This is a genomic window from Pseudomonas sp. FP597, assembly GCF_030687435.1.
In the GTDB taxonomy this organism is placed as follows: Bacteria; Pseudomonadota; Gammaproteobacteria; order Pseudomonadales; family Pseudomonadaceae; genus Aquipseudomonas; species Aquipseudomonas lactucae.
The window spans coordinates 3,831,979-3,853,778 of record NZ_CP117432.1 but is presented as its reverse complement, the minus strand read 5'-3'; the positions used below and the strand labels follow the sequence as shown (position 1 = coordinate 3,853,778).

The following is a 21,800-nucleotide window of genomic DNA, read 5'->3' as shown; positions in this document are numbered from 1 at the left end:
CAGTCTCAAGGCCTCCACGTCTGCACATCTTTCGCATCCACCGCCCTGGGCAACAACCCCGCCCTGAAGAACGCATCGGCAATCTTCTGCTGCTCCCCCAACTGGTCCACCGTCACCGGTTGCACCTGATAGCTGCGGTGCGCATTCGCCGCTTCCACCGTGGCCACATCCAGGTTGCCCCACAACGGCCCCAGCACTTTTGCCGCCTCCTGCGGGTGGTTTTTCACCCATTGTCCGGCCTGTTCCAACTGCGCATACACCACCTTCAACACCTGCGGATGCGCCTTGGCGTAAGGCGTACCAGTCAGGTAATAGCGCTTGTAACTCGCCAGCCCCGCGCCATCGGCCAGGGTGCGTGTCGGCAGTTGTCGCTGCACGCTGGTGAGGAAGGGTTCCCAGGTGACCCAGGCGTCGACCTTGTTGTTCTCGAACGCTGCGCGACCGTCGGCGGGTGACAGGTAGGCAGGTTCAATATCCGCGAAGGCCAACCCGGCTTTATTCAGCGCGGCGATGAGCAGGTAGTGGGTGCCGGCCGCCTTGGTCACGGCGATTTTCTTGCCTTTCAAATCCGCCAGTTGCTGGATCGGCGAGTCCTTGCGCACCACGATGGCCTGGGCCGAAGGCGAGGGCGCTTCCTGGGCGAAGTAGGTGAGTTTGGCCTGGGCGGCCTGGGCGAAGATCGGCACGGTGTCGGCGACGTCGGCGCTGATGTCCACATTGCCCACATTCAGTGCTTCGAGCAGCGGCAGGCCGCTGGGGAACTCGTGCCAGCTCACGTCAATGTCGTCGACCTTGAGGGCTTTTTCCAGGGTGCCCTGGGTTTTGAGCAGGGTAATCAAGGTAGAGGATTTTTGGTAACCGATGCGCAGGGTTTCCTGGGCTTGCACGCTCACGCTGAGAGACAAGGCCAACAACCCGAAGACAGCAGCGAGGGGACGACGTAGGGACATGGCACGCTCGATGTTCAACGAAATTGGACCAAGCATAAAGTTCTAAAAACCATTCGATAAATAATCTTTAGGCCTGAGCTTAGGTCGCTTTTTGCGCACTTCGATGAATTCAGTGGGCGTCTTTCAGCGCAATGGTTTGACTGGTTGCGCTGAGCACCCCGGCACGGTCCGCCAAGTAACGCGCCGGCGGCTGGCCCACCGCCTTGCGGAACATGGTGATGAAGCCGCTGGCGTTTTCATAACCCAGATCCAGCGCCACCCGCTGCACACTTCACCCTTGGCCAACCGTTGCAGGGACAGGATCACATGCAACTGCCGGCGCCAGCGGCCGAAGCTCAGGCCCAGTTCCTCCAGTAACAGGCGGGTCATGCTGCGTTCGCTCATGCCGATGCGCACCGCCCACTGGCCCAGGGTGGCTTTATCGGCCGGGTCGGCCAGCAGGCTATTGGCCAGGCGGCGCAAGCGTGCGTCCTGAGGCATGGGCAGGTGCAGGGCTTCGACCGGCGCGGCGGCCAGTTCATCCAGTAACGTGTTGATCAAGCGCCCCTGGGGGCCGGCCTCGTCATATAACTGCGGGAAACTCACGGCCTTGCTGATCAATTCATGCAGCAGGCCCGACACCGCCAGGGTGCAGCAGCGTGGCGCCAGTGCGCGGGCGGCATCAGGCTCGATCAGCAAGCAATACACTTGCGCCGCGCCTGAGCCGCGTGCCGAATGCGGCGTGCCGCCGGGAATCCACAGTGCGCACTGGGGCGGCACGATCCAGATCCCCGCTTCGATTTCGCAGTGGATGACCCCACGCAGGGTGTACATCAACTGGCCCTTGCGGTGGGTGTGCTGGGCATGTTCCCAGGCGTCCGAGGTGCTGCTGGCACCCACGGCCACCACGGCGCGGGGAACCACATCGGCATCCTTGGCCGTGAGCGGGTCGAGCAGATCAAGGCGGTGGTGCTTCATGGCGGTGATCGCAGGTTGGCCGGGTTGCGAAACAGTCTGGCTATTCTGTGCAATGCCGTCCAGTGGTTCGAGCTTTATATTGAGATTCACTCTCATTAAGGAGCTTTGCCATGCAACTCGACAGTACAACATTCCCTGTGGTCAAAATCGTCTTCGATGCCCCGAACCAGGGCGGGACGGAGGACGCCTTCCGGGTCTTTGAAGACCTGTTGGCACGGCAGCAATCCTTCCTGCTGTTGCACGAAAAAGCCGTGGACGAAAACAATCACGAACATTCCCATGAGCAGCGCAAGCAAGCCTCGATCTGGATGAAGAAACACCGACAGGCGCTGCGCACGTTCGTCAAAGGCATGATCCAGGTAGAACCCAGCGCTGCTAAACGCTTGGCACTCAGACCGTTTGCGGCGATGTTCGGCAAGGCCTGGGGCTATCCGTTGCTGGTGGTGGAGTCCAAAGACCAGGCATGGGCGCTGGCGCGGGATGTGCTGGATGAGCGAGTGTCGGATGTGGCGTATTTTTGATGGGGCAACACCGATCTGTCGCGAGGGGCAGGCCATTCTCGCCGGTCGGCGAGCGGTGCGGGGGCAATTGAACTACTTTGACTGACGAGCGATCCCTACCCGGTAATGACCTATGCGCACGTTATGGACGCGATATTTAGCGTTGCTGGAAAACGACCTGAGTACGCAGGTCTTCGACAATGTGAAAAACCTGCTGGTGTGTGCGTTGCTGTTTGCGGCGGGCACCAACGCAGTCGTCGGCCAACAGCACCTGTTTATCGGCGTGTTTGCGTCCGATGTGGCGGGGTGGGGGTTGGTCATCCTGTCCACGGTGTTGATGTTCTTGAACGTCAGCGATGGTATTCGCCGGTTGGCCAAGTTGCGTTATCACCTGGCCTTGCAGCTGTTGCTGATCCTGGTTTATCTGGTGGTGGCCGAGCGGGTGGTAGAGATTGTGTGGGGCTTCCGCGCGCATTGAAGTATCCTGCGCGCCCCGCCAACCATTGATCCAAACCAAGATGACCGGACAAGACATGCAGGCGCTGCTGGAGTCGATCCTCGACGAAGTGCGCCCACTGATCGGCCTCGGCAAAGTTGCCGATTACATTCCCGCGCTGGCCGATGTACCGGCCAACCAACTGGGTATCGCCGTGTACGGCAACGACGGCTCGGCCTACCGCGCCGGCGACGCCGATACGCTGTTCTCGGTGCAGAGCATTTCCAAGGTGTTCAGCCTGGTGCAGGCCATCGACCACGGCGGCGAAAGCATCTGGGAGCGCCTGGGCCATGAGCCTTCGGGGCAACCGTTCAACTCCCTGGTGCAGCTGGAATTCGAACGCGGCCGGCCACGCAATCCGTTCATCAACGCTGGCGCACTGGTGATCTGCGACATCAACCAATCGCGCTTCGCCGTGCCGATTCTGTCGATGCGCGATTTTGTGCGGCGCCTGTCGGGCAACCCGCAGATCCTGGTCAACAGCGTCGTCGCCGACTCCGAAGCCCAACACGGCGCACGCAACGCGGCCATGGCTTACCTGATGAAATCCTTCGGCAACTTCCACAACGACGTCGACGCGGTGCTGCACAGCTACTTCAACTACTGCGCCTTGCAGATGAGCTGCCTGGACCTGGCCAAGGCGTTCAGCTTCCTCGCCAACGAAGGCACCAGCGCGCACAGCGGTGAGCAGATCCTGAGCGCGCGCCAGACCAAGCAAGTCAACTCGATCATGGCCACCAGCGGGCTGTATGACGAGGCGGGCAACTTCGCCTATCGCGTTGGGTTGCCGGGCAAGAGCGGAGTAGGCGGGGGGATTGTCGCGGTGGTGCCGGGGCAGTTCACGGTGTGCGTGTGGTCGCCGGAGCTGAACGCGGCGGGGAACTCGCTGGCGGGGATCAGGGCGTTGGAGTTGTTGAGCGAGCGGATTGGGTGGTCGGTGTTTTGAGTGCGAAGCCGCTTAGAGGATGTTGGGCAGCCCACAGCAGGACATGGGACACACATTGAGGTAAAGTCGAGCCAGTGTTCGACGCCTGAGGTGATCTATGCTCATTGCCATTGATCAGCCCTTGTCCTGAGCCGGAGACCAACATGTCACGTAAAAAAGTTAAGCCCCAAATTACCGAAGCACAGATTCTTGCCCAGGAATCGAGCATTCCCTCCATTGCGGCCAAAGCATTCAGGGATGCCTACGAGGTTGCCCTTTCCAAGGGTGAGTCCGTGCTTGTGGTTCGTGCTGGCCAGCTGGTTAAAGTTTCCAATACGGAGACTTTGGTTATCCGTCCTGTGGAAACCTACGGCACTCTCAAGGCTGGCACTCGCTTGAAAACCAAAAAATCCTTGTTGGATCGTCGCTCCGCTCAGGCGCAGATTCAGGTTTGAGTACCACCCCCCGTGTCCGTATGTTCGCCGGCCCGAACGGGAGTGGAAAGAGCACATTCAACTCGAAAGTCCCGGCCCACCTGCTGGTCAACTACATCAATCCCGATGCGATTGAGTTGGGCATTCGTGAAACGGGTGTTTTTGACTTTGCTGTCTTCGGGTTATACCGCTACGCTGAACGCGCCATTGCGTTCTTGCGCAGTCATTCACTGCTTTCAAAGTTTCCCGATTCCCTCGCCAAACTGGACGATCTGGTCGCCAAGGGTGAGCGAATCATTTTTGCTTCGCGCGACATCGACTCTTATATAGCTTCTGCTCTTTCTGACTTCATCCGGGTGTCTCTGATTGATGAGCGCGTGAGTTTTACATTCGAGACAGTCATGTCGGACGGCAGCAAGATTGAGCTGTTAAGGCAGGCGAAAGCTGCTGGCTATCGGGTATACGTTTACTATGTTGCTACCGCAGATGCTGATATTAACGTTGCCCGAGTTGCCTACCGGGCCTCTACAGGTGGGCATGATGTACCACCGGACAAGATTCGATCTCGTTATAAGCGCTCTTTGGAAAACTTGTCAGAGGCGATTCTCTTATCCAATCGAGCCTATATCTTTGACAATTCGCAAGACGGCGAGCCCAGCTTTGCGCAACTTGCCGAGATTACAGAAGGCGAGGATATCGATATTGTGGCGGACACTCAGCCAGCTTGGTTTCAGCAGTATGTTATCGATAAGTTGACGTAGACGTTGAAGGGCAAAAAACGCTGAAGGAAGTATTAGGCTGCTTTAGCAGTTCAAGAATCTTTCCCTTTTCTCTGATGGACATTTTTATGGCCTATGAACTCCATATCGCCCGTGCCGAAAGCAATGCAATAGAACCTGAAGAATGGCGTGCCTTGTGTGCCAGTGACCCAACCATCGTGTTGCAGGACGAAGTGACTGCCGTTAATCCCACGACAGGAGCGACGATCTCCATCAGCGGTAACCAAACGGCTTACTGGACTTCTCCCACCACGCAGCAGGATTACTATTTCGATTATCGCCGTGGCCAAATCTCGTTTGTATACAGCGAGGAGAGCATCGTGAAAGCCAAGGCGATCGCCCAGGCCCTCACCGCTGAAATTCGAGGCGATGAGGGGGAGCAATACTGATACGCCTAGGCTTTACGCGGCTTCATGAACAGCTCGATCAGCAGGTACAACGCGCCGACAGTAATCGCGATATCCGCAATATTGAACACCCCGGTATGTGCTGGCCCGATGTTCAGGACCATGTAATCAACCACATGGCCGTCGCGAAACACCCGGTCGATCAGGTTGGCGATGCCGCCCAAGGCGATGGCGTACAGCGGCAAGACTTTGCGCAGCGGCTGGTTCCAGTTGGAGAGGGACCACCCCATCGCCCAGGCCACCACGACGGCTACGCCGATGATAAAGATCAGTTGTTTGACCTGAGGCGGCAAAGCGGCGCCCAGGCTCAGGAATGCGCCGGGGTTGAGGCTTAGCTCCAGCGCAAGATTGATTGGGTTTGAGCCGATTTTTAAGCTGTTGGCCTGCAGTGAAACCAGGGCCAAGAGTTTTACAAGCTGGTCCACGGCGACGAAGGCGATGCCGGCGAGGAGGGCGAAGGTTCGGCCTCGCAGTAGGGGGGAGGTGCTCAAGCGGTAACTTCCTGTTCCGGGTCTGTCGAGAGGAGCGCCCGAAGATAGCTCAGGCGCCTTATGCAGTCTACGTTCAGGCCGCCGGATGAGCCTCGTCCAGCGCCTTGTCCACCAGCAGTTGTACGCCTTCGAGCATGCGGCAGATGCCCAGCACCACATTGCGTTGTGCACCGTCGATTTCAAAGGCCAGGTGAGTGGCGATGTCGGTGATGGACGCTAAATCCTGGGAGACGTTGACCAGCAGGGTTTCCGTGCCCAGGTTAGGGCGTACGCTGAAGAGTTTATCTGGGGGATTTGGGGTGTCTTTAATCATGGCGAAGCTCCTTTCTGAATGGAGCTGCCACGATTCGCGGTCAAACGAATTAGGGTGGCAGCTATACGCGGGTTGACCGACCGGCTAAAGGAGCAAATCCGGCATACCCGAAGGTATCCCGCGCACAGCTGCCGCGACACGATACATCAGGCGTAGAAAAAACGCCCAAATCGGTGTGGGTTCTATTGCTCATTTAAAATCGGACGGTCAAATCCGGCCGCTGAATTGGCAGCGACGTCGGAGAGGTTAGTCAGCTCGGTTCCGAGCGACAACCTGAAACAGTCGTGGGAAAACTCTGAGAGTCTGGGCGAAGCGCTATCCCTGTGGGAGGGGCTTGCTTCCGATAGCAATGTGTCAGTCAATACATTTGTCACTGAACCACCTATATCGGGAGCAAGTCGAATCGTCGCACCGCCCCTCCCACATTTTGATCTTCATTCTTCTTTGGGATTTATGTGAGCCCAAACAAAAAATGCGCCACTTCGGGCGCATTCTTTTGTTCAGTCAGCAATCGCTATCAAGCAATCGCATCCCACGCACGATCACCGTGCTCGTCTTTAATGCGAGTCGGCAACCCCATCACATCCAGCGCCTTCAGGAACGGCTCGGCCGGCAGTTCCTCGACGTTGGCCATGTGTTTCACATCCCACTCGCCACGGGCTACCAGCAGCGCGGCGGCTACCGGTGGGACGCCTGCGGTGTAGGAGATGCCCTGGCTGTCGGTTTCGGCGAAGGCTTCTTCGTGGCAGGCCACGTTGTAGATGAACATCTCACGCGGCTGGCCGTCCTTGGTGCCTTTGACCAGGTCGCCGATGCAGGTCTTGCCGGTGTAGCCAGGGGCCAGCGATGACGGGTCGGGCAGCACGGCCTTGACCACTTTCAACGGCACCACTTCCAGGCCTTCGGCGGTCTTGACCGGCTTCTCGGAGAGCAGGCCGAGGTTTTTCAGTACGGTGAACACGTTGATGTAGTGTTCGCCGAAGCTCATCCAGAAGCGCACGTTGGGCACGTCGAGGTTTTTCGACAGCGAGTGCACTTCATCGTGGCCGGTGAGGTAGAGGTTCTGCGAACCGACGACCGGCAAGTCGTCGGTGCGTTTGACTTCGAACATGGTGTTGCTGGTCCACTGGCTGTTCTGCCAGCTCCACACCTGTCCGGTGAACTCGCGGAAGTTGATTTCCGGGTCGAAGTTGGTGGCAAAGTATTTGCCATGGCTGCCGGCATTGACGTCGAGAATGTCGATCGAATCAATGCGGTCGAAATGCTGTTGCTGCGCCAGCGCGGCATACGCGTTGACGACACCCGGATCGAAGCCCACGCCAAGGATGGCGGTGATGTTCTTCTGCTTGCATTCTTCGAGGTGGTTCCACTCGTAGTTGCCGTACCACGGCGGGGTCTCGCAGACCTTGCCCGGCTCTTCGTGGATAGCGGTGTCGAGGTACGCGACGCCGGTGTCGATGCAGGCACGCAGGACCGACATGTTGAGGAACGCGGAACCCACGTTGATGACGATCTGCGATTCGGTCTCGCGGATCAGGGCCTTGGTCGCTTCCACGTCCAGGGCGTTCAGCGCGAAGGCTTGGATATCGGCGGGAACCTTGAAGCTACCCTTGGCCTTGACGCTGTCGATGATGGCCTGGCATTTGGAGATGTTGCGCGACGCGATAGCAATACGACCGAGTTCGTCGTTGTGCTGCGCGCACTTGTGGGCCACCACCTTGGCGACACCTCCTGCACCAATGATAAGAACGTTCTTTTTCAATTGCTTTCTTTCTCCTAATAGCCGCCAGCTTTACGAAAGGCTGGACAGGTAGTCGTCGTAACCAAATTCACGAACCACTTCGACTGTACCGTCGAGTTGTTTCACTACGATGGACGGCATTTTCAGGCCGTTGAACCAGTTTTTCTTGACCATGGTGTAGCCCGCGGTGTCGATGAACGACAACCGATCGCCGATGGCCAGCGGACGATCGAATTGATACTCGCCGAAGATGTCCCCGGCCAGGCAGGATTTGCCGCACACCATGACGGTGTGTTCACCCTCGCTCGGCGCCAGTTTGGCGTTGAGGCGATAGATCAGCAGGTCCAGCAGGTGAGCTTCGATGGAGCTGTCGACCACGGCGAGGTTTTTGCCGTTGTAGAGGGTGTCGAGTACGGTGACTTCCAGCGAGGCACTGTTGGTGATCGCCGCTTCACCGGGTTCCAGGTAGACCTGCACGCCGTACTTCTCGGAGAACGCCTTCAAGCGCGCGCAGAACGCGTCCAGCGCATAGCCTTCGCCGGTGAAGTGGATGCCGCCGCCGAGGCTGACCCACTTGACCTTGTGCAGCAGTGCGCCGAAGCGTTCTTCGATGGTGCCGAGCATCTTGTCGAACAGGCTGAAATCGCCGTTCTCGCAGTTGTTGTGGAACATGAAACCAGAGATCTGCTCGATCACGCCTTCGATCTTCACCGGGTCCCATTCGCCCAGGCGGCTGAATGGGCGCGCCGGGTCGGCCAGCAGGTAATCGGAGCTGCTCACCTGCGGGTTCACACGCAGGCCACGGGTCTTGCCTTCGCTGCGTTCGGCAAAACGCTGCAACTGGCTGATGGAGTTGAAGATGATCTTGTCGCAGTTATCGAGCATCTCTTCGATTTCATCGTCGGCCCAGGCCACGCTGTAGGCGTGCGCCTCACCTTCGAATTTCTGGCGACCGAGCTTGAGCTCATACAGCGACGACGAGGTGGTGCCGTCCATGTATTGCTGCATCAGGTCGAACACCGACCAGGTGGCAAAGCACTTGAGCGCCAGCAGCGCCTTGGCGCCGGACTGCTCGCGCACATAGGCAATCTTCTGCATGTTGACCAGAAGCTTCTGTTTATCGATGAGGTAGTACGGCGTTTTGATCATTTTTGAGAGCCTGCGGCGGTGCCTGCCAAAAAAGGACACGCATTGTGCCCGCACTTGGTCAGGATCGAAAGGTTAGCCGGCGGATTTTGCTGCGCCGGTTTTCCAGCATAGCTCTGGAGTATGACTATCCAAGGATGTACGCCGGTCCAGTGTGGGAGGGGGCTTGCTCCCGATAGCGGAGTGTCAGCCAACCTATCTGGTACTGAACCACCGCTATCGGGAGTAAGCCCCCCACATTGAGAGCGATGTGCATCAGGCACATTGACATCAAACCGTCATCTCCCCACCACCTTCCTGCCATATTCCCCCGTTACTGTCCTCGCCAATGAGATCGATCTCAAGCGAGTGACAATGACTGATTTGAAAGACGTTGCGCGTCTGGCCGGGGTATCCCGCGCCACCGCCGCCCGCACCTTTGCCTCCCCCGAGCAGGTGCGCCCGGCCACTCGTGAGCAGGTGTTCGCCGCCGCTCGTGAGCTGGGCTTTCGTCCCAACCTGTTGGGCCGGCAACTGCGCCTGCAAACCACCAACCTGATCGGCGTGGTAGTGCCTAACCTGCTCAACCCGGTGTTCGCCGAACAATTCCAGGCCATGGAGCGTGCGGCGCGGTTGCGCGGCTATAGCCTGGTGCTGGCGACCACTGACTACAGCAGCGAACGCGAATGCAGCGTGGTGGAAGAATTGCTGCGCCAGCGCGTGGATGGCCTGGTGCTGACCGTCACCGATGCCGAAAGCAACCATGTGCTCAGCAGCCTGAATACCGAGAAAACCCCGTTCGTGCTGGCCTACCACCAACCGAGCAACCCCAACTACAGCGCCGTGTCGGTGGACAACCGCGCCGGCATGGCGATGGCCACGCGGTATCTGCTGGACGCCGGGCACCGGCGCATCAGCATGGTCGCCGGCCCCGCGTTGCAGTCCGACCGTGCGCGCCTGCGTTACGCCGGTTACTGCGACGCGATGAAAACCTACGGCCTCAAGAGCCGCCCGGTGATCGAAATGCCGGCCCACACCAGCGCCGACTTCGCCGCCATCGCGCCGTCGCTGCAAGGCCCCGAGGCGCCCACCGCACTGGTGTGCTCCAACGACTTCCTGGCCATCAGCCTGATCGCCGAGTTGCGGCGCAACGCCTGGCACGTGCCCGAACAACTCTCGGTGATGGGCTTTGACGGCATATCCCTCGGCACCCAGATGCACCCGACCCTGTGCAGCGTGGTGCAGCCCATCGCGCTGCTCGCCAGCACGGTGATTGACCAACTGCTGGCGCAGATCGCCGGCAACGATCCGATTTCCCATTGCCTGCCTTGCCATATCCGGCCAGGCGAAAGCACTCAACCCCGTAAGGAGTCCCTTGATGCGCGCATTCCGTAAAACCCTGGCCGCCGTGCTGTTGTGTGGCATGGCCGGCCTGGCCCAGGCCGCTGACACCGCGATTTGTTACAACTGCCCGCCGGACTGGGCCGACTGGGGTACCCAGCTCAAGGCGATCGCCGCCAGCACCGGCGTGCAAGTGCCGCTGGACAACAAGAACTCCGGCCAGTCCCTGGCGCAGTTGGTGGCGGAGAAAGCCGCACCGGTGGCCGACGTGGTGTACTACGGCGTGACCTTCGGCCTGCAGGCGCAAAAAGCCGGTGTGGTCGACGGCTACAAACCCAAGGGTTGGGAGCAGATTCCCGCCGGCCTGAAAGACCCGGCGGGCCAGTGGTTCGCAATCCACTCCGGCACCCTGGGCATCATGGTCAACGTCGATGCGTTGGGCGGCCTGCCGGTGCCGCAGAGCTGGGCCGACCTGCTCAAGCCGGAATACAAAGGCATGGTCGGCTACCTCGACCCGTCCAGCGCGTTCGTCGGCTACGTGTCGGCGGTGGCGATCAACCGCGCAATGGGCGGCGACCTGGACAACTTCGCCCCGGCCATCGACTACTTTCAGAAACTGGCGAAAAACGTCCCCATCGTGCCCAAGCAAACCGCTTATGCGCGGGTGCTGTCCGGCGAGTTGCCGATCCTGGTGGACTACGACTTCAACGCCTACCGCGCGCGCTACAAAGACAACGCCCACGTCGCCTTCGTGATTCCCCAGGAAGGCAGCATCAGCGTGCCCTACGTGATGAGCCTGGTGGCCAACGCGCCGCACCGCGCCAATGGCGAAAAGGTTCTGGACTTCGTGTTGTCCGATGCAGGCCAGGCGCTGTGGGCCAAGGCCTACCTGCGTCCGGTACGCCCGGTGCAGATGCCGGCCGAGGTCGCCGCGCAATTCCTGCCCGACAGCGACTACGCCCGCGCCGGCGTGGTGGACTACCAGAAGATGGCCGCCGTGCAGGAGGCCTTCGCCGCCCGTTACCTGAACGAGGTCAAGTAAGTGGCCACATCGGCAAGACACGCCGCCTGGGCCCTGGCCCCGGCGTTTGCGGTGCTGTTGGCGTTCTGGTTGTTGCCGCTGGCGCACTTGATCGTGCTGGGCAGCGAAAGCCGTGACAGCCACGGCAGCGGCTACTGGCAAGTGCTCAGCAGCGCGCAGTATCTGGGTAGCCTCGGGCAGACCCTGGTACTGGCGGTGGTGGTGACGCTGGTCGCGTTGTTGATCGGTGGCATCAGCGGCGTATTCCTCGCCCGCCAGCAGTTTTACGGGCGCTCGGCGTTGGTGGCGCTGCTCACTTTCCCCCTGGCGTTTCCCGGTGTGGTGGTGGGCTTCCTGGTGATTCTGTTGGCGGGGCGCCAGGGTCTGTTTGCGGCGCTGGGCATGCAACTGGCCGGTGAGCGGTGGATCTTCGCTTACTCGTTGGCCGGGCTGTTTGTCGGCTACCTGTACTTCTCGATCCCGCGTGTGATCCTCACCGTAATGGCCGCGTGCGAAAGCCTCGACCGCAGCCTCGAAGAAGCCGCGCACTCGCTGGGCGCCGGGCATTGGCGCGTGGTGTGCGACGTGATCGTGCCGGGCCTGGCGCCCGCCCTGGCGTCGTGCGGGGCGATCTGTTTTGCCACGTCCATGGGCGCTTTCGGCACGGCCTTTACCCTGGGCACGCGGCTGAACGTCACCCCGGTGGCGATCTACAACGTGTTCACCAATTACGCCAACTTTGCCGTCGCCGCCGCGCTGTCGGTGGTACTGGGCGCGGTGACCTGGGCGGTGTTGCTGCTCACGCGGCGCCTGGTGAAAAACGCGGGGACTGTCCTGTGAAGCGCTCATCGCTTTTCGTCATGCAACTGCTGTTTACCTTGTTGGTGTGCGCCTTCATGTTGGTGCCGGTATTGATGTCGTTGCTCGCCGGGCTGACGCGTAACTTCTTCGCCGGCCTGTCCAGCGGCCTGACCGTCGATTGGCTGGTGCAGGTGTGGCAGGCCTATTCGCCGACCGTGTGGCTGTCGCTGCAACTGGCTGTGGCCTGCGCGGTGTGCGTGTGCGTGATCGGCGTGCCGGCGGCCTACGCCCTGGTACGCATGAACAATCGCTTCAGCCGCGCCTTCGAGGAGCTGATGGTGCTGCCGGTGGCGATGCCGGGCCTGGCCAGTGCATTGGCGTTGCTGCTCACCTACGGCCAGTTCGGCACCTTTCGCAGCAGTTGGGTGTTTATCCTCGTCGGCCATGTGCTGTTCACCTTGCCGTTCCTGGTGCGCCCGGTGATGGCGGTAATGCAGCGCCAGCACCTGCCGGTACTGGAAGAGGCGGCGGCCAGCCTTGGCGCGGGGCCGATCAAGCGCTTTTTCAGTGTGGTGGTGCCCAACAGCCGGGCCGGCATCCTGGCGGGGGTGCTGATGGTGGTCACCTTGTCCCTGGGTGAGTTCAACCTGACCTGGATGCTGCACACACCCATGACCAAGACCTTGCCGGTCGGCCTGGCCGACAGCTACGCCTCGGCGCGCCTGGAAATCGCCAGTGCCTACACCCTGATCTTTTTGCTGATGATCGTGCCGCTGCTGATTGCGCTGCAGGCCATCAGTGCCCGTCTATCCCGTGGAGAGCGTCGATGACCGCTATCACTATCCGCCTGCAAGGCTGTCGCAAGGCATTCGCCGACGGCACCGTGGCCGTACATGACCTGGACCTGACCGTCGAAGGCGGCGAAACCCTGGCGATTCTCGGCCCGTCGGGCTGTGGCAAAACCACCACCTTGCGCCTGATCGCCGGGTTGGAGCGCCCGGATGTGGGCCAGGTGTTTTTTGCTGACCAGAACGTCACGCGCCTGCCCATCGAGCGTCGCGACGTGGGCATGGTGTTCCAGAATTACGCGCTGTTTCCCAACCTGAATGTGGCCGGGAACATCGTCTATGGCTTGAAGATTCGCGGTATGTCGCCGCTGGAGCGCAACAAGCGCTGCGACGAATTGCTGGAACTGGTGGGGTTGCAGCACCACGGCCAGCGCAGCATCCACGAGTTGTCCGGTGGTCAGCGCCAACGCGTGGCGCTCGCCCGCGCCCTGGCGCCGCGCCCCAAAGTGCTGTTGCTGGATGAACCGCTGGCCGCCCTCGATGCGCAACTGCGTGAGCGCCTGCGCAGTGAGCTCAATGAGCTGCTGCGCGGCCTGGGCATCACCTCGGTGTTTGTGACCCACGACCAGGGCGAAGCCATGGCCCTGGGTGATCGCATCCTGGTGATGGAGCAGGGGCGCGTCGCGCAATTGGCCAGCCCACGGGACATCTACCAGAAACCGGCGAATGCGTTTGTCGCCGGTTTCGTCGGCAATCTGAATGCCTTCCAGGTGCTGGAGCAGTCGGCCCACGGCTTGAAAGTCTGCGGCGGTGTGTTGCCGTGGCACGCGGCCAATCCACCCGCCACAGTGTACTGCCGCCCCGAACACCTGCGGGTGATGGAGGGCGAAGGGCACCTGCACGGCCATCTGCTCGCGCAGTTTTTCCAGGGCGCACAAAGCCGCCTGCTGGTGGAGGTGGGCGGCCCGCAGCCGTTGCTGGTGGACAGCAGCGATAACCAGTTGTACGCCGTCGGCGCGCCGATTGCCCTGGCGATCGCGCCGCACATGTTGTTCACCCTGAATGCGTGAGAGTCCGCTTGTGAATCGTCCATTTGTTGTCGCACAGATCAGCGACCTGCACCTTAAAGCCGGCCAGCGCCTGACCTATGGCGTGGTCGATACCCTGGGCGCGCTGCGCCATGCCGTCGACCACCTCAACGCCAGTCGTCCACGCCCCGATATCGTGGTGGTCAGCGGTGACCTGGTGGACTTCGGTCGTCCGGATGAATACGCCGTGCTGCACCCTGAGCTTTCGCGCCTGCACATGCCGTGCTACCTGGTGCCCGGCAACCACGATACGCGCGGGCCGCTGCTGGCTGCGTTCGGCGATCACGCCTACTTGCCGCGTTCGGCGGACGGCCCGCTGGACTGGGTGGTGGATGAACACCCGCTGCGCCTGATCGGCCTGGACTCGACCATTCCCGGTGGCCATGGCGGGCAATTGCTGGACAGCCAGTTGCGGTGGCTGGACGAGCAACTGGCGCTGCGTCCCGATGCGCCGACCTTGCTGATCCTGCACCACCCGCCGTTTATCAGCGGTATCGGCCATATGGACCGCGAGCCGTTTATCAATGCCGCCGCCCTGGAACAAGTCGTGACGCGCCACCCGCAAGTCGAACGCCTGTTATGCGGGCACTTGCACCGCCCGATGCAGCGGCGCTTCGGCGGCAGCCTCAGTTGTGTGTGCCCCGGCACGTCCCATCAGATCGTGCTGGATTTGCAAGACGCCGCGCCCGCGCATTTCAACCTGGAACCGGCGGGTTACCTGGTGCATCGCTGGGACGCGCAACAGGGGTTGGTCAGCCACAACGGGGTGTTTGGGGATTACCCCGGGCCGTATCCGTTCTATGACGCTCATGGATTGATCGACTGAGGTTTAACGGAGCTTCACCGAGTACTTAACGCCGCGGTCGATTCTGTTCAAAAACGTCGGGTTTGGCTGGCGCAACGGTGTGTCGCGCAGTGAAGTGGCGCGGGACCAGGACCAGAACCGACTGTTTGTGAGCTACTCGATTCGCTGATGTAACCCCCCACAGTGATCTCTGTCAGTTAGGAGAAGAGGTGTGGCGCGTGATTAGCGATTTTTCATGCGTCGCCCCGTCATCAGCTATTGCGTGAAAACCGCAGCGCAGATAAAACCGTGCGCCTTCGAGGGTGTCGGTCGACAGGCGCAAAATGGAAAATCGCTCAGACGCTCGCTCGCACAAGTGTGCTACCAACTGCTTACCCACCCCGTGCCCCCGCAATGCAGGCATCACGTAGACCCGGCGTAGCCTGGCCGTTTTTGGCGCACCACAGGGATCGCGGGAAACACCGCCGATGGCAATCAATTGCCCATTGAAAAAAACACCCAGGAGGCACTCGCCAGGCTGGTCGAACCGGTTTGAGCGGTCTTCCCACTCCTTGATCAACCGTGTCAGGAACCTGAACCCCTCGGCCACAGCCTGTGCTTGCAGTACGCAAATATCTTCTGGAAGTCGTTCCAGTTCATGTATTGAAACGTTGTCGTTGCGCCCATTCACAGGGGCGCTTCGCACAGCCAGGGCACCCTGGACTTGATACAACTATGAGTCTGTTTCTGCGCAACGAACTGTGTATCGAGTGTAGCCAGCGCTATCGAAATCCACTCCTGATAAGGCCCCTTGGCATCCGACCAGAACAGCGACGACCCGCAGCGTGAGCAGAACTGGCGAGTAACACTTTCAGAAGATTGATAGCTGCTCAATATGTCTCGAATGGCTGTGACAGTGACCGCTGATCTGAGTGCACTGGCATAACTGGCGAACGCTGCGCCGTGGCTCTTCTGGCACTTTTTGCAGTGGCAGTGGGTGATGGCCTTGAGCGGCATTGCCACCTGATAGGTGATCGCGCCGCAAAGGCAGCTGCCTTGGTGAAGTTCATCCATGTCGGTTCAACTCTCATTCTGTTGATCGCGCAGATCCTGTGGCGAGGGGGCTTGCCCCCGATAGCGGTGGGTCAGTTGAAACAGCTGTGACTGATAAACCGTCATCGGGGGCAAGCCCCCTCCCACATTGGACCTGTGTTTGCTTCAGGAGGTTTAACATGCCCCAACTCGCCCACGGCATCGATGGCGGCCTGCCTGACTGGCGTGCTCGATCCAAATGTGGAAGGCGGCAACCCCGTTGTTTCAGGTGGACCAATATGACCGATTTGGGGGCGCTGTGCGACCCAGCGGGAGCAAGCTCCCTCGCCCCAGATGCTTGCCTGTACATGAATAAAACTTGTGATCATCTAAAGTAAAATGAGTTTGTCTCATCATCCTCATCTGCCGACAATGGCTGCCATCGAATATGGCAGTGGAGTTGTAAGTCATGGCAGTCGCTCATTCCCTTGGATTTCCGCGCATTGGACGCGATCGTGAACTGAAAAAGGCGCAGGAAGCGTTTTGGAGAGGCGAACTCGACGAAGCCGGTCTGCGCGCCGTTGGCCGTGACCTGCGCAAGGACCACTGGGCGTTGCAGAAAAAGGCCGGTATTGAGCTGCTGCCCGTCGGTGACTTCGCCTGGTACGACCAGGTCCTCACTCACTCGCTGATGTTCGGCGTGATCCCCGAGCGTTTCCGTCCGGCTGACGGCCACGCCACGTTGCACACGTTGTTCGGCATGGCTCGGGGTGTCAGCGACAGTTGCTGCGGCGGCGCCCATGCCCAGGAAATGACCAAGTGGTTCGACACCAACTACCACTACCTGGTACCGGAGTTCAGCGCCGATCAGCAGTTCCACCTGGGCTGGGACCAACTCTTCGAAGAAGTCCAGGAAGCCCGTGAGCTGGGCCACACCGTCAAGCCGGTGATCATCGGCCCGCTGACGTACCTGTGGCTGGGCAAGACCAAGGGCGCCGACTTCGACAAGCTCGACCTGCTGGAGCGCCTGCTGCCACTGTACGGCCAGATCTTCCAGCGTCTGGCGGAGCAGGGCGTGGAATGGGTGCAGATCGATGAGCCGATCCTGGTGCTCGACTTGCCGCAGGCATGGAAAAATGCCTTTGAGCGCGCCTACAACCTGATCCAGCGCGACCCGCTGAAAAAACTGGTGGCGACTTACTTCGGTGGTCTGGAAGAGAACCTCGGGCTGGCCGCCAACCTGCCGGTCGACGGTCTGCATATCGATCTGGTGCGCGCCCCGGAGCAATACCCGACCATTCTCGACCGTCTACCGGCGTATAAGGTGCTGTCCCTGGGTGTGGTCAACGGCCGTAACGTGTGGCGTTGCGACCTGGAAAATGCCCTGGCTACCTTGCAGCACGCGCATGAAAAACTCGGTGATCGCCTGTGGGTGGCGCCGTCCTGCTCGTTGCTGCACAGCCCGGTGGACCTGGGCCGTGAAGACCAGTTGGATGCCGAGCTGAAAAGCTGGTTGGCCTTTGCCGTGCAAAAATGCGCCGAAGTGGCGGTGCTGGCTCAGGCGGTCGAGCAGCCCGAAGCGCCCGGCGTACTCGCGGCTTTGGCTGACAGCCGCGCCGTGCAAGCCGCCCGCGCCGCATCACCGCGTATTCACAAACCCGCCGTACAAGCGCGTGTTGCGGCCATCAGCATCAAGGACAGCCAGCGCCAGTCGCCGTTTGCCCAACGTATCGACACACAGCGCGCCGGCCTCAACCTGCCGCTGTTCCCGACCACCACCATCGGTTCGTTCCCGCAAACCGCGTCGATTCGCCTGGCGCGCCAGTCGTACAAGGCCGGTAAATTGAGCGAGGCCGAGTATGTCGAGGCCATGCACAGTGAGATCAGGCACGCGGTGCAGGTGCAGGAAAACCTCGGCCTGGACGTGCTGGTACACGGTGAAGCCGAACGCAACGACATGGTCGAATACTTCGCCGAGCAACTGGACGGCTACGTGTTCACGCGCTTCGGCTGGGTGCAAAGCTACGGTTCGCGCTGTGTGAAACCGGCGGTGATTTTCGGCGACCTGAGCCGCCCGAAAGCCATGACCGTGGAGTGGATTCGGTATGCCCAAGGCCTGACCCGCAAGGTGATGAAGGGCATGCTGACAGGACCTGTGACCATGCTGATGTGGTCGTTCCCGCGCGAAGACGTGAGCCGCGAAGTACAGGCCCGCCAGTTGGCCTTGGCGATTCGCGACGAAGTGCTGGACCTGGAAGCGGCCGGCATCAGGATCGTACAGATCGACGAAGCCGCATTCCGCGAAGGCCTGCCGTTGCGCCAGGCGCAGTGGCAGCCTTACCTGGACTGGGCCACCGAAGTGTTTCGCTTGTGCGCCTGTGGTGTGCGTGATCAAACCCAGATCCATACCCACATGTGCTACAGCGAGTTCAACGATGTGATCGAGTCCATTGCGGCGATGGATGCGGATGTGATCACCCTCGAAACCTCACGCTCGGACATGGAACTGCTGGACGCGTTCGAAGCCTTTGCTTACCCGAACGACATCGGCCCGGGCGTCTATGACATCCATTCGCCACGGGTGCCGGATGTCTCGGAAATGGCCGGCCTGCTGCGCAAGGCAGCCAAGCGGATTCCGGCCGAGCGGTTGTGGGTGAACCCCGACTGCGGGTTGAAGACGCGGGGTTGGCCGGAGACGGAGGCGGCGTTGATTCATATGGTGGCGGCCGCCCGGCAACTGCGGGCTGAACTGGCCTGATTCCCGAGTTGAATGCAATCCAATGTGGGAGGGAGCAAGCCCCTCCCACATTTGGATCTTCGTCAGGTCAGAGATATTTGAGCCAGGCAAGGTCCCGTCGCCGCGCTTTCAGCTTGGCGAACCAGCGCACGGGCGGGTAGAGCGCCAGCGGTAACACCAGCGCCACCAGCCACACCGCACCGATACTGTCGAAGCCGAAATAGTTGCCATGGTTCAAGCCAAACAACGCAGCACAGGCGACATACAGCACTTTCAACACATAAAGATGCAGCAGGTAAAAGAACATCGGCGCCGCGCCAAATACCGCCAGCACGCCGATCCAACGCTTGTGCCCGGCACGCTCAAACGCCCACAGCAGCAACAAGCCGATGCCCAGGGTCAACCCCAGGAACAGCAACGAAGGCGGGTACTTGGTCACATTGAAAAAACTCATCAACGTCTGCGCGCCGCTTTCATACGCCTGCCAAGGTTTCTCACCGTAGCCGTTGGCCGCGCGCACCAGCACAAACCCCACCAGCGCGCTCACGCCACCCAGTAACAGGTAGCGCTGGCGCAACGCCGGCGGCATGCCGTTGGCAAACCAGGGGCCGATGGCATAACCGAGGGCGATCACGCCGATCCATGGCAGCACCGGGTAGGTGATGCGCAGGCGCAGGTTATCCGACACGTCGATCCAGCTGCGTTCATGCAGGATCGCCCATAGATTCTGCAGCGCCGACCCTGGCGCGAAATGCACCGCGTCGAGCAGGTTATGCCCGCCGATGACCACCAGCGCCAGTACGATCAACACCGCACGCGGCAGCCACACCAACGCGGCGAGGGCGAGCATGCTGATGCCGATCGCCCAGATCACCTGCAGGTAGATCACGCTGGGCGGCAGTTGGAAGGTCCAGGCGAAGTTGACCAGGGTGAATTCCAGCACCACCAGGAACAGCCCGCGCTTGAACAGGAACGCCGACACGTCGCGCCGCCCCTGATACTTCTGACCGTACAAAAACGCCGACAGCCCGGTGAGCAACACGAATACTGGTGCGCACAGGTGGGCGAGGGTGCGGCTCACAAATAACGCAGGCTCGGTGCTGTCGATGCTCATCGGATCGCTGACCTGGCGGTGCAGCAAGAAGGTTTCGCGCACGTGGTCGAGCAGCATGAACAGGATCACCAGGCCGCGCAGGGCGTCGATGGAAAGCAGGCGTTGACGCAGGGGAACAGCATCGGTCATGGGGTAGGTCGCAGGGCAGGACGGAAAGTGGGCGTTATCCTATAACATTAACTCGCACATTGCCGCCCTTTGGTCCTCCCCCGACCTGTGCGCTATTCCCACCAGGAATACCCCCATAAAAAGGCCGCATTGTCCTTATCGCGGCGGATCTCGTAGCTTTAGGGTTCATTCAAGGAGATTGCCCCATGAGCCAGAGCCCGTTGCGCCTTTACGTTGATTCGCTGTTCACCAGCCCCTACGCGATGTCGGTGTTTGTCACTCTGCGCGAAAAAGGCCTGGCCTTCGATCTGGTCACCCTCGACCTGGACGCCGCGCACAACCAGACGGCCGAATACGCCCGCTTGTCTGTGACCCAACGTGTACCGACCCTGGTAGAGGGTGATTTTGCGTTGTCGGAGTCTTCGGCGATCACCGAGTACCTGGAAGAGGCTTACCCCGGCACCGCGGTGTACCCGGCTGACCCTAAGCAGCGGGCGAGGGCGCGGCAGGTGCAGGCGTGGCTGCGCAGCGATCTGTTGCCGATTCGCCAGGAGCGTTCCACGCTGGTGGTGTTCTGCGGGCAGAAGAGGCCGCCGCTGTCGCCTGAGGCCCAGGCGGCCGCACGCAAGTTGATCGAAGGTGCGCAGGCATTGCTGGCGGGTAACCCGGCGTATCTGTTTGGCGAGTGGTCGATCGCCGATGTGGACCTGGCCGTGATGCTTAACCGCCTGATCCTCAACGGCGACGACGTTCCTGCCGAGCTGGTGGACTACGCCCGGCGTCAGTGGCAGCGGCCATCGGTGCAGGCATGGCTCAATCAGCCGCGTCCGGCACTGTAGCCGTTGCGCTGATTTGCTCCACACGTCGGTCCAGGTCTTCCCAATCCGCCATGCCCAGCACCCGCGTAGTGTTCAAACCGCGCAGGTAGCCGCGCAGTTGCTGGGCGCTGGCGTTGACCTGGTCGGCGTCAGCCTGCGCGTCGAGCAGCACGTTTTCATACTCGACCAGGTAATCGGCGACGCGCTCGCGAAACTCCGGCAGTACGGCTTCGCGGATGCGGTCGAAGGTTTTTTGGTGGGGCTTCATGGCGGTCCTTATCAGTTTTATCGCAGCACTATCGCTTCAGATAATAGTCATCATCATGCAATGCAAGTTCTGTTTTTGCCGGGAAAGCGCAAAATTGCCCCATCGAAACGCTGCTCAAGGAAATGCGCGATGAGGACGATAATTCAGCTGGGCTTAATGATTCTGATGCTCGGTGCCGTAGTGGTGAACAATGCAGCCATTGCCGGCGATCTGCGTACAGGCCATTTGCTACCTATCGCCACTGGCGTAAACTCCCTGCAGCGCGCGCAATCGGTGGGTGTGTTGTTGAGCGACAACACCCGCGACAATCTCAGCTATCTTGAACGCTATCACGACGTGGCCTTGAATGGCGCCAAGGATGCCCTCGACGGTCGTATCCGCCAGGCGTTCGTCAACAGCTCCGACCCGGAACTGGCCATTGATTGGTTGATGAGCTCGCTGCAGGGAACCTTTGCATCCGTGACGGTCTACGACACTCTGGATGCGCTGGTGCAGGCTCATCCTGATGTGGTGGTGATGCTCGATACCCATAACCAACTGTTGACCCAGCGTAACGATGAGGTTGAGGCGCGGTTTGTTGCACGGTTCTATGACGCCGACCTGCAATACATCGCCAAGGCCGAGGGCTCGGTGCACAAGCAAGTGCCCTCGGTGTGGGTACGTGACAAGGCCGCACCGGAGATTGCCGCGCAGATCGAGCAGCAGCGGGATGTGCAGCTCGATGCCTTGAAGCAGTTCGATGCGTCGCTCAAGGCGCTGGTTCGTGCGGGTTGATGTGAACC

At 60.5% G+C, this 21,800-nt stretch carries 24 protein-coding genes and 1 pseudogene; 15 read left to right on the top strand and 10 right to left on the bottom strand.

Features of this window, described 5'->3' with window-relative positions; genetic code table 11:
- Positions 1-5: 5 nt before the first annotated feature.
- Complete coding sequence (locus tag PSH66_RS17590; protein WP_305427333.1) at positions 6-950, bottom strand: aliphatic sulfonate ABC transporter substrate-binding protein; 945 nt, start codon at positions 948-950, stop codon at positions 6-8.
- Positions 951-1,059: 109 nt separating this feature from the next.
- Positions 1,060-1,907, bottom strand: a pseudogene (locus PSH66_RS17585) (helix-turn-helix transcriptional regulator).
- 110 nt (positions 1,908-2,017) lie between these two features.
- On the opposite strand from PSH66_RS17585, the gene PSH66_RS17580 reads away from it, so the two are divergent.
- The 6 genes from PSH66_RS17580 to PSH66_RS17555 all read left to right on the top strand — a co-directional run bounded on the left by PSH66_RS17580 (position 2,018) and on the right by PSH66_RS17555 (position 5,430).
- Entirely contained in the window at positions 2,018-2,428 is a 411-nt protein-coding gene (locus PSH66_RS17580) for a hypothetical protein (protein WP_305427332.1), read from the top strand.
- 112 nt (positions 2,429-2,540) lie between these two features.
- Positions 2,541-2,885 carry a hypothetical protein gene (locus PSH66_RS17575; protein ID WP_003174508.1) on the top strand — a complete coding sequence of 115 codons (345 nt, stop codon included), beginning with the start codon at positions 2,541-2,543 and terminating at the stop codon, positions 2,883-2,885.
- Positions 2,886-2,940: 55 nt separating this feature from the next.
- Positions 2,941-3,849: a glutaminase B gene (gene glsB / locus PSH66_RS17570; RefSeq protein ID WP_078733597.1), complete on the top strand. Its 909-nt coding sequence runs from the start codon at positions 2,941-2,943 to the stop codon at positions 3,847-3,849.
- A gap of 143 nt (positions 3,850-3,992) precedes the next feature.
- Entirely contained in the window at positions 3,993-4,283 is a 291-nt protein-coding gene (locus PSH66_RS17565; protein WP_003174505.1) for a hypothetical protein, read from the top strand.
- Entirely contained in the window at positions 4,280-5,023 is a 744-nt protein-coding gene (locus tag PSH66_RS17560; RefSeq protein WP_258317860.1) for a zeta toxin family protein, read from the top strand. The genes PSH66_RS17565 and PSH66_RS17560 overlap by 4 nt, the downstream gene beginning before the upstream one ends.
- Positions 5,024-5,109: 86 nt before the next feature.
- Positions 5,110-5,430 (top strand): hypothetical protein, encoded by a 321-nt coding sequence (locus PSH66_RS17555; protein WP_042945808.1) that lies wholly within the window; start codon positions 5,110-5,112, stop codon positions 5,428-5,430.
- Positions 5,431-5,435: 5 nt separating this feature from the next.
- Here PSH66_RS17555 and lspA read toward each other — a convergent pair whose 3' ends face one another.
- From lspA to PSH66_RS17535, 4 genes are all read right to left on the bottom strand, one after another.
- The gene (gene lspA, locus PSH66_RS17550; RefSeq protein WP_003174502.1) at positions 5,436-5,939 is read right to left on the bottom strand and encodes a signal peptidase II; all 504 of its coding nucleotides are present in this window, start codon (positions 5,937-5,939) and stop codon (positions 5,436-5,438) included.
- A gap of 73 nt (positions 5,940-6,012) precedes the next feature.
- Positions 6,013-6,252 carry a DUF6124 family protein gene (locus tag PSH66_RS17545; protein ID WP_141064749.1) on the bottom strand — a complete coding sequence of 80 codons (240 nt, stop codon included), beginning with the start codon at positions 6,250-6,252 and terminating at the stop codon, positions 6,013-6,015.
- A gap of 517 nt (positions 6,253-6,769) precedes the next feature.
- Positions 6,770-8,014, bottom strand: coding sequence for a saccharopine dehydrogenase family protein (locus PSH66_RS17540; protein ID WP_305427331.1), 1,245 nt, complete (start codon positions 8,012-8,014; stop codon positions 6,770-6,772).
- A gap of 30 nt (positions 8,015-8,044) precedes the next feature.
- The gene (locus tag PSH66_RS17535) at positions 8,045-9,142 is read right to left on the bottom strand and encodes a carboxynorspermidine decarboxylase (protein ID WP_078733594.1); all 1,098 of its coding nucleotides are present in this window, start codon (positions 9,140-9,142) and stop codon (positions 8,045-8,047) included.
- A 351-nt stretch (positions 9,143-9,493) separates the two neighbouring features.
- Between PSH66_RS17535 and PSH66_RS17530 the strand changes: the two genes are divergently transcribed.
- From PSH66_RS17530 to PSH66_RS17505, 6 genes are read left to right on the top strand one after another with little or no spacing between them, the layout of a single operon-like run.
- The gene (locus PSH66_RS17530) at positions 9,494-10,513 is read left to right on the top strand and encodes a LacI family DNA-binding transcriptional regulator (RefSeq protein ID WP_305427330.1); all 1,020 of its coding nucleotides are present in this window, start codon (positions 9,494-9,496) and stop codon (positions 10,511-10,513) included.
- A complete protein-coding gene (locus PSH66_RS17525) occupies positions 10,497-11,501 on the top strand; it encodes an ABC transporter substrate-binding protein (protein WP_141064747.1) in 1,005 nt (334 codons plus the stop codon). The genes PSH66_RS17530 and PSH66_RS17525 overlap by 17 nt, the downstream gene beginning before the upstream one ends.
- Positions 11,502-12,320 (top strand): iron ABC transporter permease, encoded by an 819-nt coding sequence (locus PSH66_RS17520; RefSeq protein ID WP_003174496.1) that lies wholly within the window; start codon positions 11,502-11,504, stop codon positions 12,318-12,320.
- Entirely contained in the window at positions 12,317-13,111 is a 795-nt protein-coding gene (locus PSH66_RS17515) for an ABC transporter permease (RefSeq protein ID WP_305427329.1), read from the top strand. The genes PSH66_RS17520 and PSH66_RS17515 overlap by 4 nt, the downstream gene beginning before the upstream one ends.
- Complete coding sequence (locus tag PSH66_RS17510) at positions 13,108-14,139, top strand: ABC transporter ATP-binding protein (RefSeq protein WP_141064746.1); 1,032 nt, start codon at positions 13,108-13,110, stop codon at positions 14,137-14,139. Before PSH66_RS17515 ends, PSH66_RS17510 begins: the two co-directional genes overlap by 4 nt.
- A gap of 10 nt (positions 14,140-14,149) precedes the next feature.
- Complete coding sequence (locus PSH66_RS17505) at positions 14,150-14,983, top strand: phosphodiesterase (RefSeq protein WP_305427328.1); 834 nt, start codon at positions 14,150-14,152, stop codon at positions 14,981-14,983.
- 172 nt (positions 14,984-15,155) lie between these two features.
- On the opposite strand, the gene PSH66_RS17500 is transcribed toward PSH66_RS17505, so the two are convergent.
- Both PSH66_RS17500 and PSH66_RS17495 read right to left on the bottom strand, forming a co-directional pair.
- Positions 15,156-15,632, bottom strand: a complete 477-nt coding sequence (locus PSH66_RS17500; RefSeq protein ID WP_305427327.1) for a GNAT family N-acetyltransferase — start codon at positions 15,630-15,632, stop codon at positions 15,156-15,158.
- Positions 15,629-16,015 (bottom strand): GFA family protein, encoded by a 387-nt coding sequence (locus PSH66_RS17495; protein WP_305427326.1) that lies wholly within the window; start codon positions 16,013-16,015, stop codon positions 15,629-15,631. Before PSH66_RS17495 ends, PSH66_RS17500 begins: the two co-directional genes overlap by 4 nt.
- A 427-nt stretch (positions 16,016-16,442) precedes the next feature.
- Here PSH66_RS17495 and metE point away from each other — a divergent pair, with 427 nt between their 5' ends.
- Positions 16,443-18,731, top strand: a complete 2,289-nt coding sequence (metE, locus tag PSH66_RS17490) for a 5-methyltetrahydropteroyltriglutamate--homocysteine S-methyltransferase (protein WP_305427325.1) — start codon at positions 16,443-16,445, stop codon at positions 18,729-18,731.
- Between the two features lie 67 nt (positions 18,732-18,798).
- Here metE and PSH66_RS17485 read toward each other — a convergent pair whose 3' ends face one another.
- Positions 18,799-19,953 (bottom strand): DUF1624 domain-containing protein, encoded by a 1,155-nt coding sequence (locus PSH66_RS17485; RefSeq protein WP_003174609.1) that lies wholly within the window; start codon positions 19,951-19,953, stop codon positions 18,799-18,801.
- A gap of 185 nt (positions 19,954-20,138) precedes the next feature.
- On the opposite strand from PSH66_RS17485, the gene yfcF reads away from it, so the two are divergent.
- Positions 20,139-20,771, top strand: coding sequence for a glutathione transferase (yfcF, locus tag PSH66_RS17480; protein ID WP_141064744.1), 633 nt, complete (start codon positions 20,139-20,141; stop codon positions 20,769-20,771).
- Here the strand turns inward: yfcF and PSH66_RS17475 are convergent.
- Positions 20,746-21,018, bottom strand: a complete 273-nt coding sequence (locus PSH66_RS17475) for a hypothetical protein (RefSeq protein ID WP_078733584.1) — start codon at positions 21,016-21,018, stop codon at positions 20,746-20,748. The genes yfcF and PSH66_RS17475 overlap by 26 nt on opposite strands.
- Positions 21,019-21,147: 129 nt before the next feature.
- Between PSH66_RS17475 and PSH66_RS17470 the strand changes: the two genes are divergently transcribed.
- On the top strand, positions 21,148-21,792 hold the full coding sequence (locus PSH66_RS17470) for an ATPase (RefSeq protein ID WP_078733583.1): 645 nt from the start codon (positions 21,148-21,150) through the stop codon (positions 21,790-21,792).
- Positions 21,793-21,800: the final 8 nt, after the last annotated feature.

Excerpts from the sequence above, each read along its gene's own strand:
- PSH66_RS17590 (WP_305427333.1), bottom strand. The coding sequence starts at position 950 with ATGTCCCTACGTCGTCCCCTCGCTGCTGTCTTCGGGTTGTTGGCCTTG.
- PSH66_RS17580 (WP_305427332.1), top strand. The coding sequence starts at position 2,018 with ATGCAACTCGACAGTACAACATTCCCTGTGGTCAAAATCGTCTTCGAT.
- PSH66_RS17575 (WP_003174508.1), top strand. The coding sequence starts at position 2,541 with ATGCGCACGTTATGGACGCGATATTTAGCGTTGCTGGAAAACGACCTG.
- glsB (WP_078733597.1), top strand. The coding sequence starts at position 2,941 with ATGCAGGCGCTGCTGGAGTCGATCCTCGACGAAGTGCGCCCACTGATC.
- PSH66_RS17565 (WP_003174505.1), top strand. The coding sequence starts at position 3,993 with ATGTCACGTAAAAAAGTTAAGCCCCAAATTACCGAAGCACAGATTCTT.
- PSH66_RS17555 (WP_042945808.1), top strand. The coding sequence starts at position 5,110 with ATGGCCTATGAACTCCATATCGCCCGTGCCGAAAGCAATGCAATAGAA.
- PSH66_RS17545 (WP_141064749.1), bottom strand. The coding sequence starts at position 6,252 with ATGATTAAAGACACCCCAAATCCCCCAGATAAACTCTTCAGCGTACGC.
- PSH66_RS17535 (WP_078733594.1), bottom strand. The coding sequence starts at position 9,142 with ATGATCAAAACGCCGTACTACCTCATCGATAAACAGAAGCTTCTGGTC.
- PSH66_RS17530 (WP_305427330.1), top strand. The coding sequence starts at position 9,494 with ATGACTGATTTGAAAGACGTTGCGCGTCTGGCCGGGGTATCCCGCGCC.
- PSH66_RS17525 (WP_141064747.1), top strand. The coding sequence starts at position 10,497 with ATGCGCGCATTCCGTAAAACCCTGGCCGCCGTGCTGTTGTGTGGCATG.
- PSH66_RS17510 (WP_141064746.1), top strand. The coding sequence starts at position 13,108 with ATGACCGCTATCACTATCCGCCTGCAAGGCTGTCGCAAGGCATTCGCC.
- PSH66_RS17495 (WP_305427326.1), bottom strand. The coding sequence starts at position 16,015 with ATGGATGAACTTCACCAAGGCAGCTGCCTTTGCGGCGCGATCACCTAT.
- metE (WP_305427325.1), top strand. The coding sequence starts at position 16,443 with ATGGCAGTCGCTCATTCCCTTGGATTTCCGCGCATTGGACGCGATCGT.
- PSH66_RS17485 (WP_003174609.1), bottom strand. The coding sequence starts at position 19,953 with ATGACCGATGCTGTTCCCCTGCGTCAACGCCTGCTTTCCATCGACGCC.
- yfcF (WP_141064744.1), top strand. The coding sequence starts at position 20,139 with ATGAGCCAGAGCCCGTTGCGCCTTTACGTTGATTCGCTGTTCACCAGC.
- PSH66_RS17475 (WP_078733584.1), bottom strand. The coding sequence starts at position 21,018 with ATGAAGCCCCACCAAAAAACCTTCGACCGCATCCGCGAAGCCGTACTG.
- PSH66_RS17470 (WP_078733583.1), top strand. The coding sequence starts at position 21,148 with ATGAGGACGATAATTCAGCTGGGCTTAATGATTCTGATGCTCGGTGCC.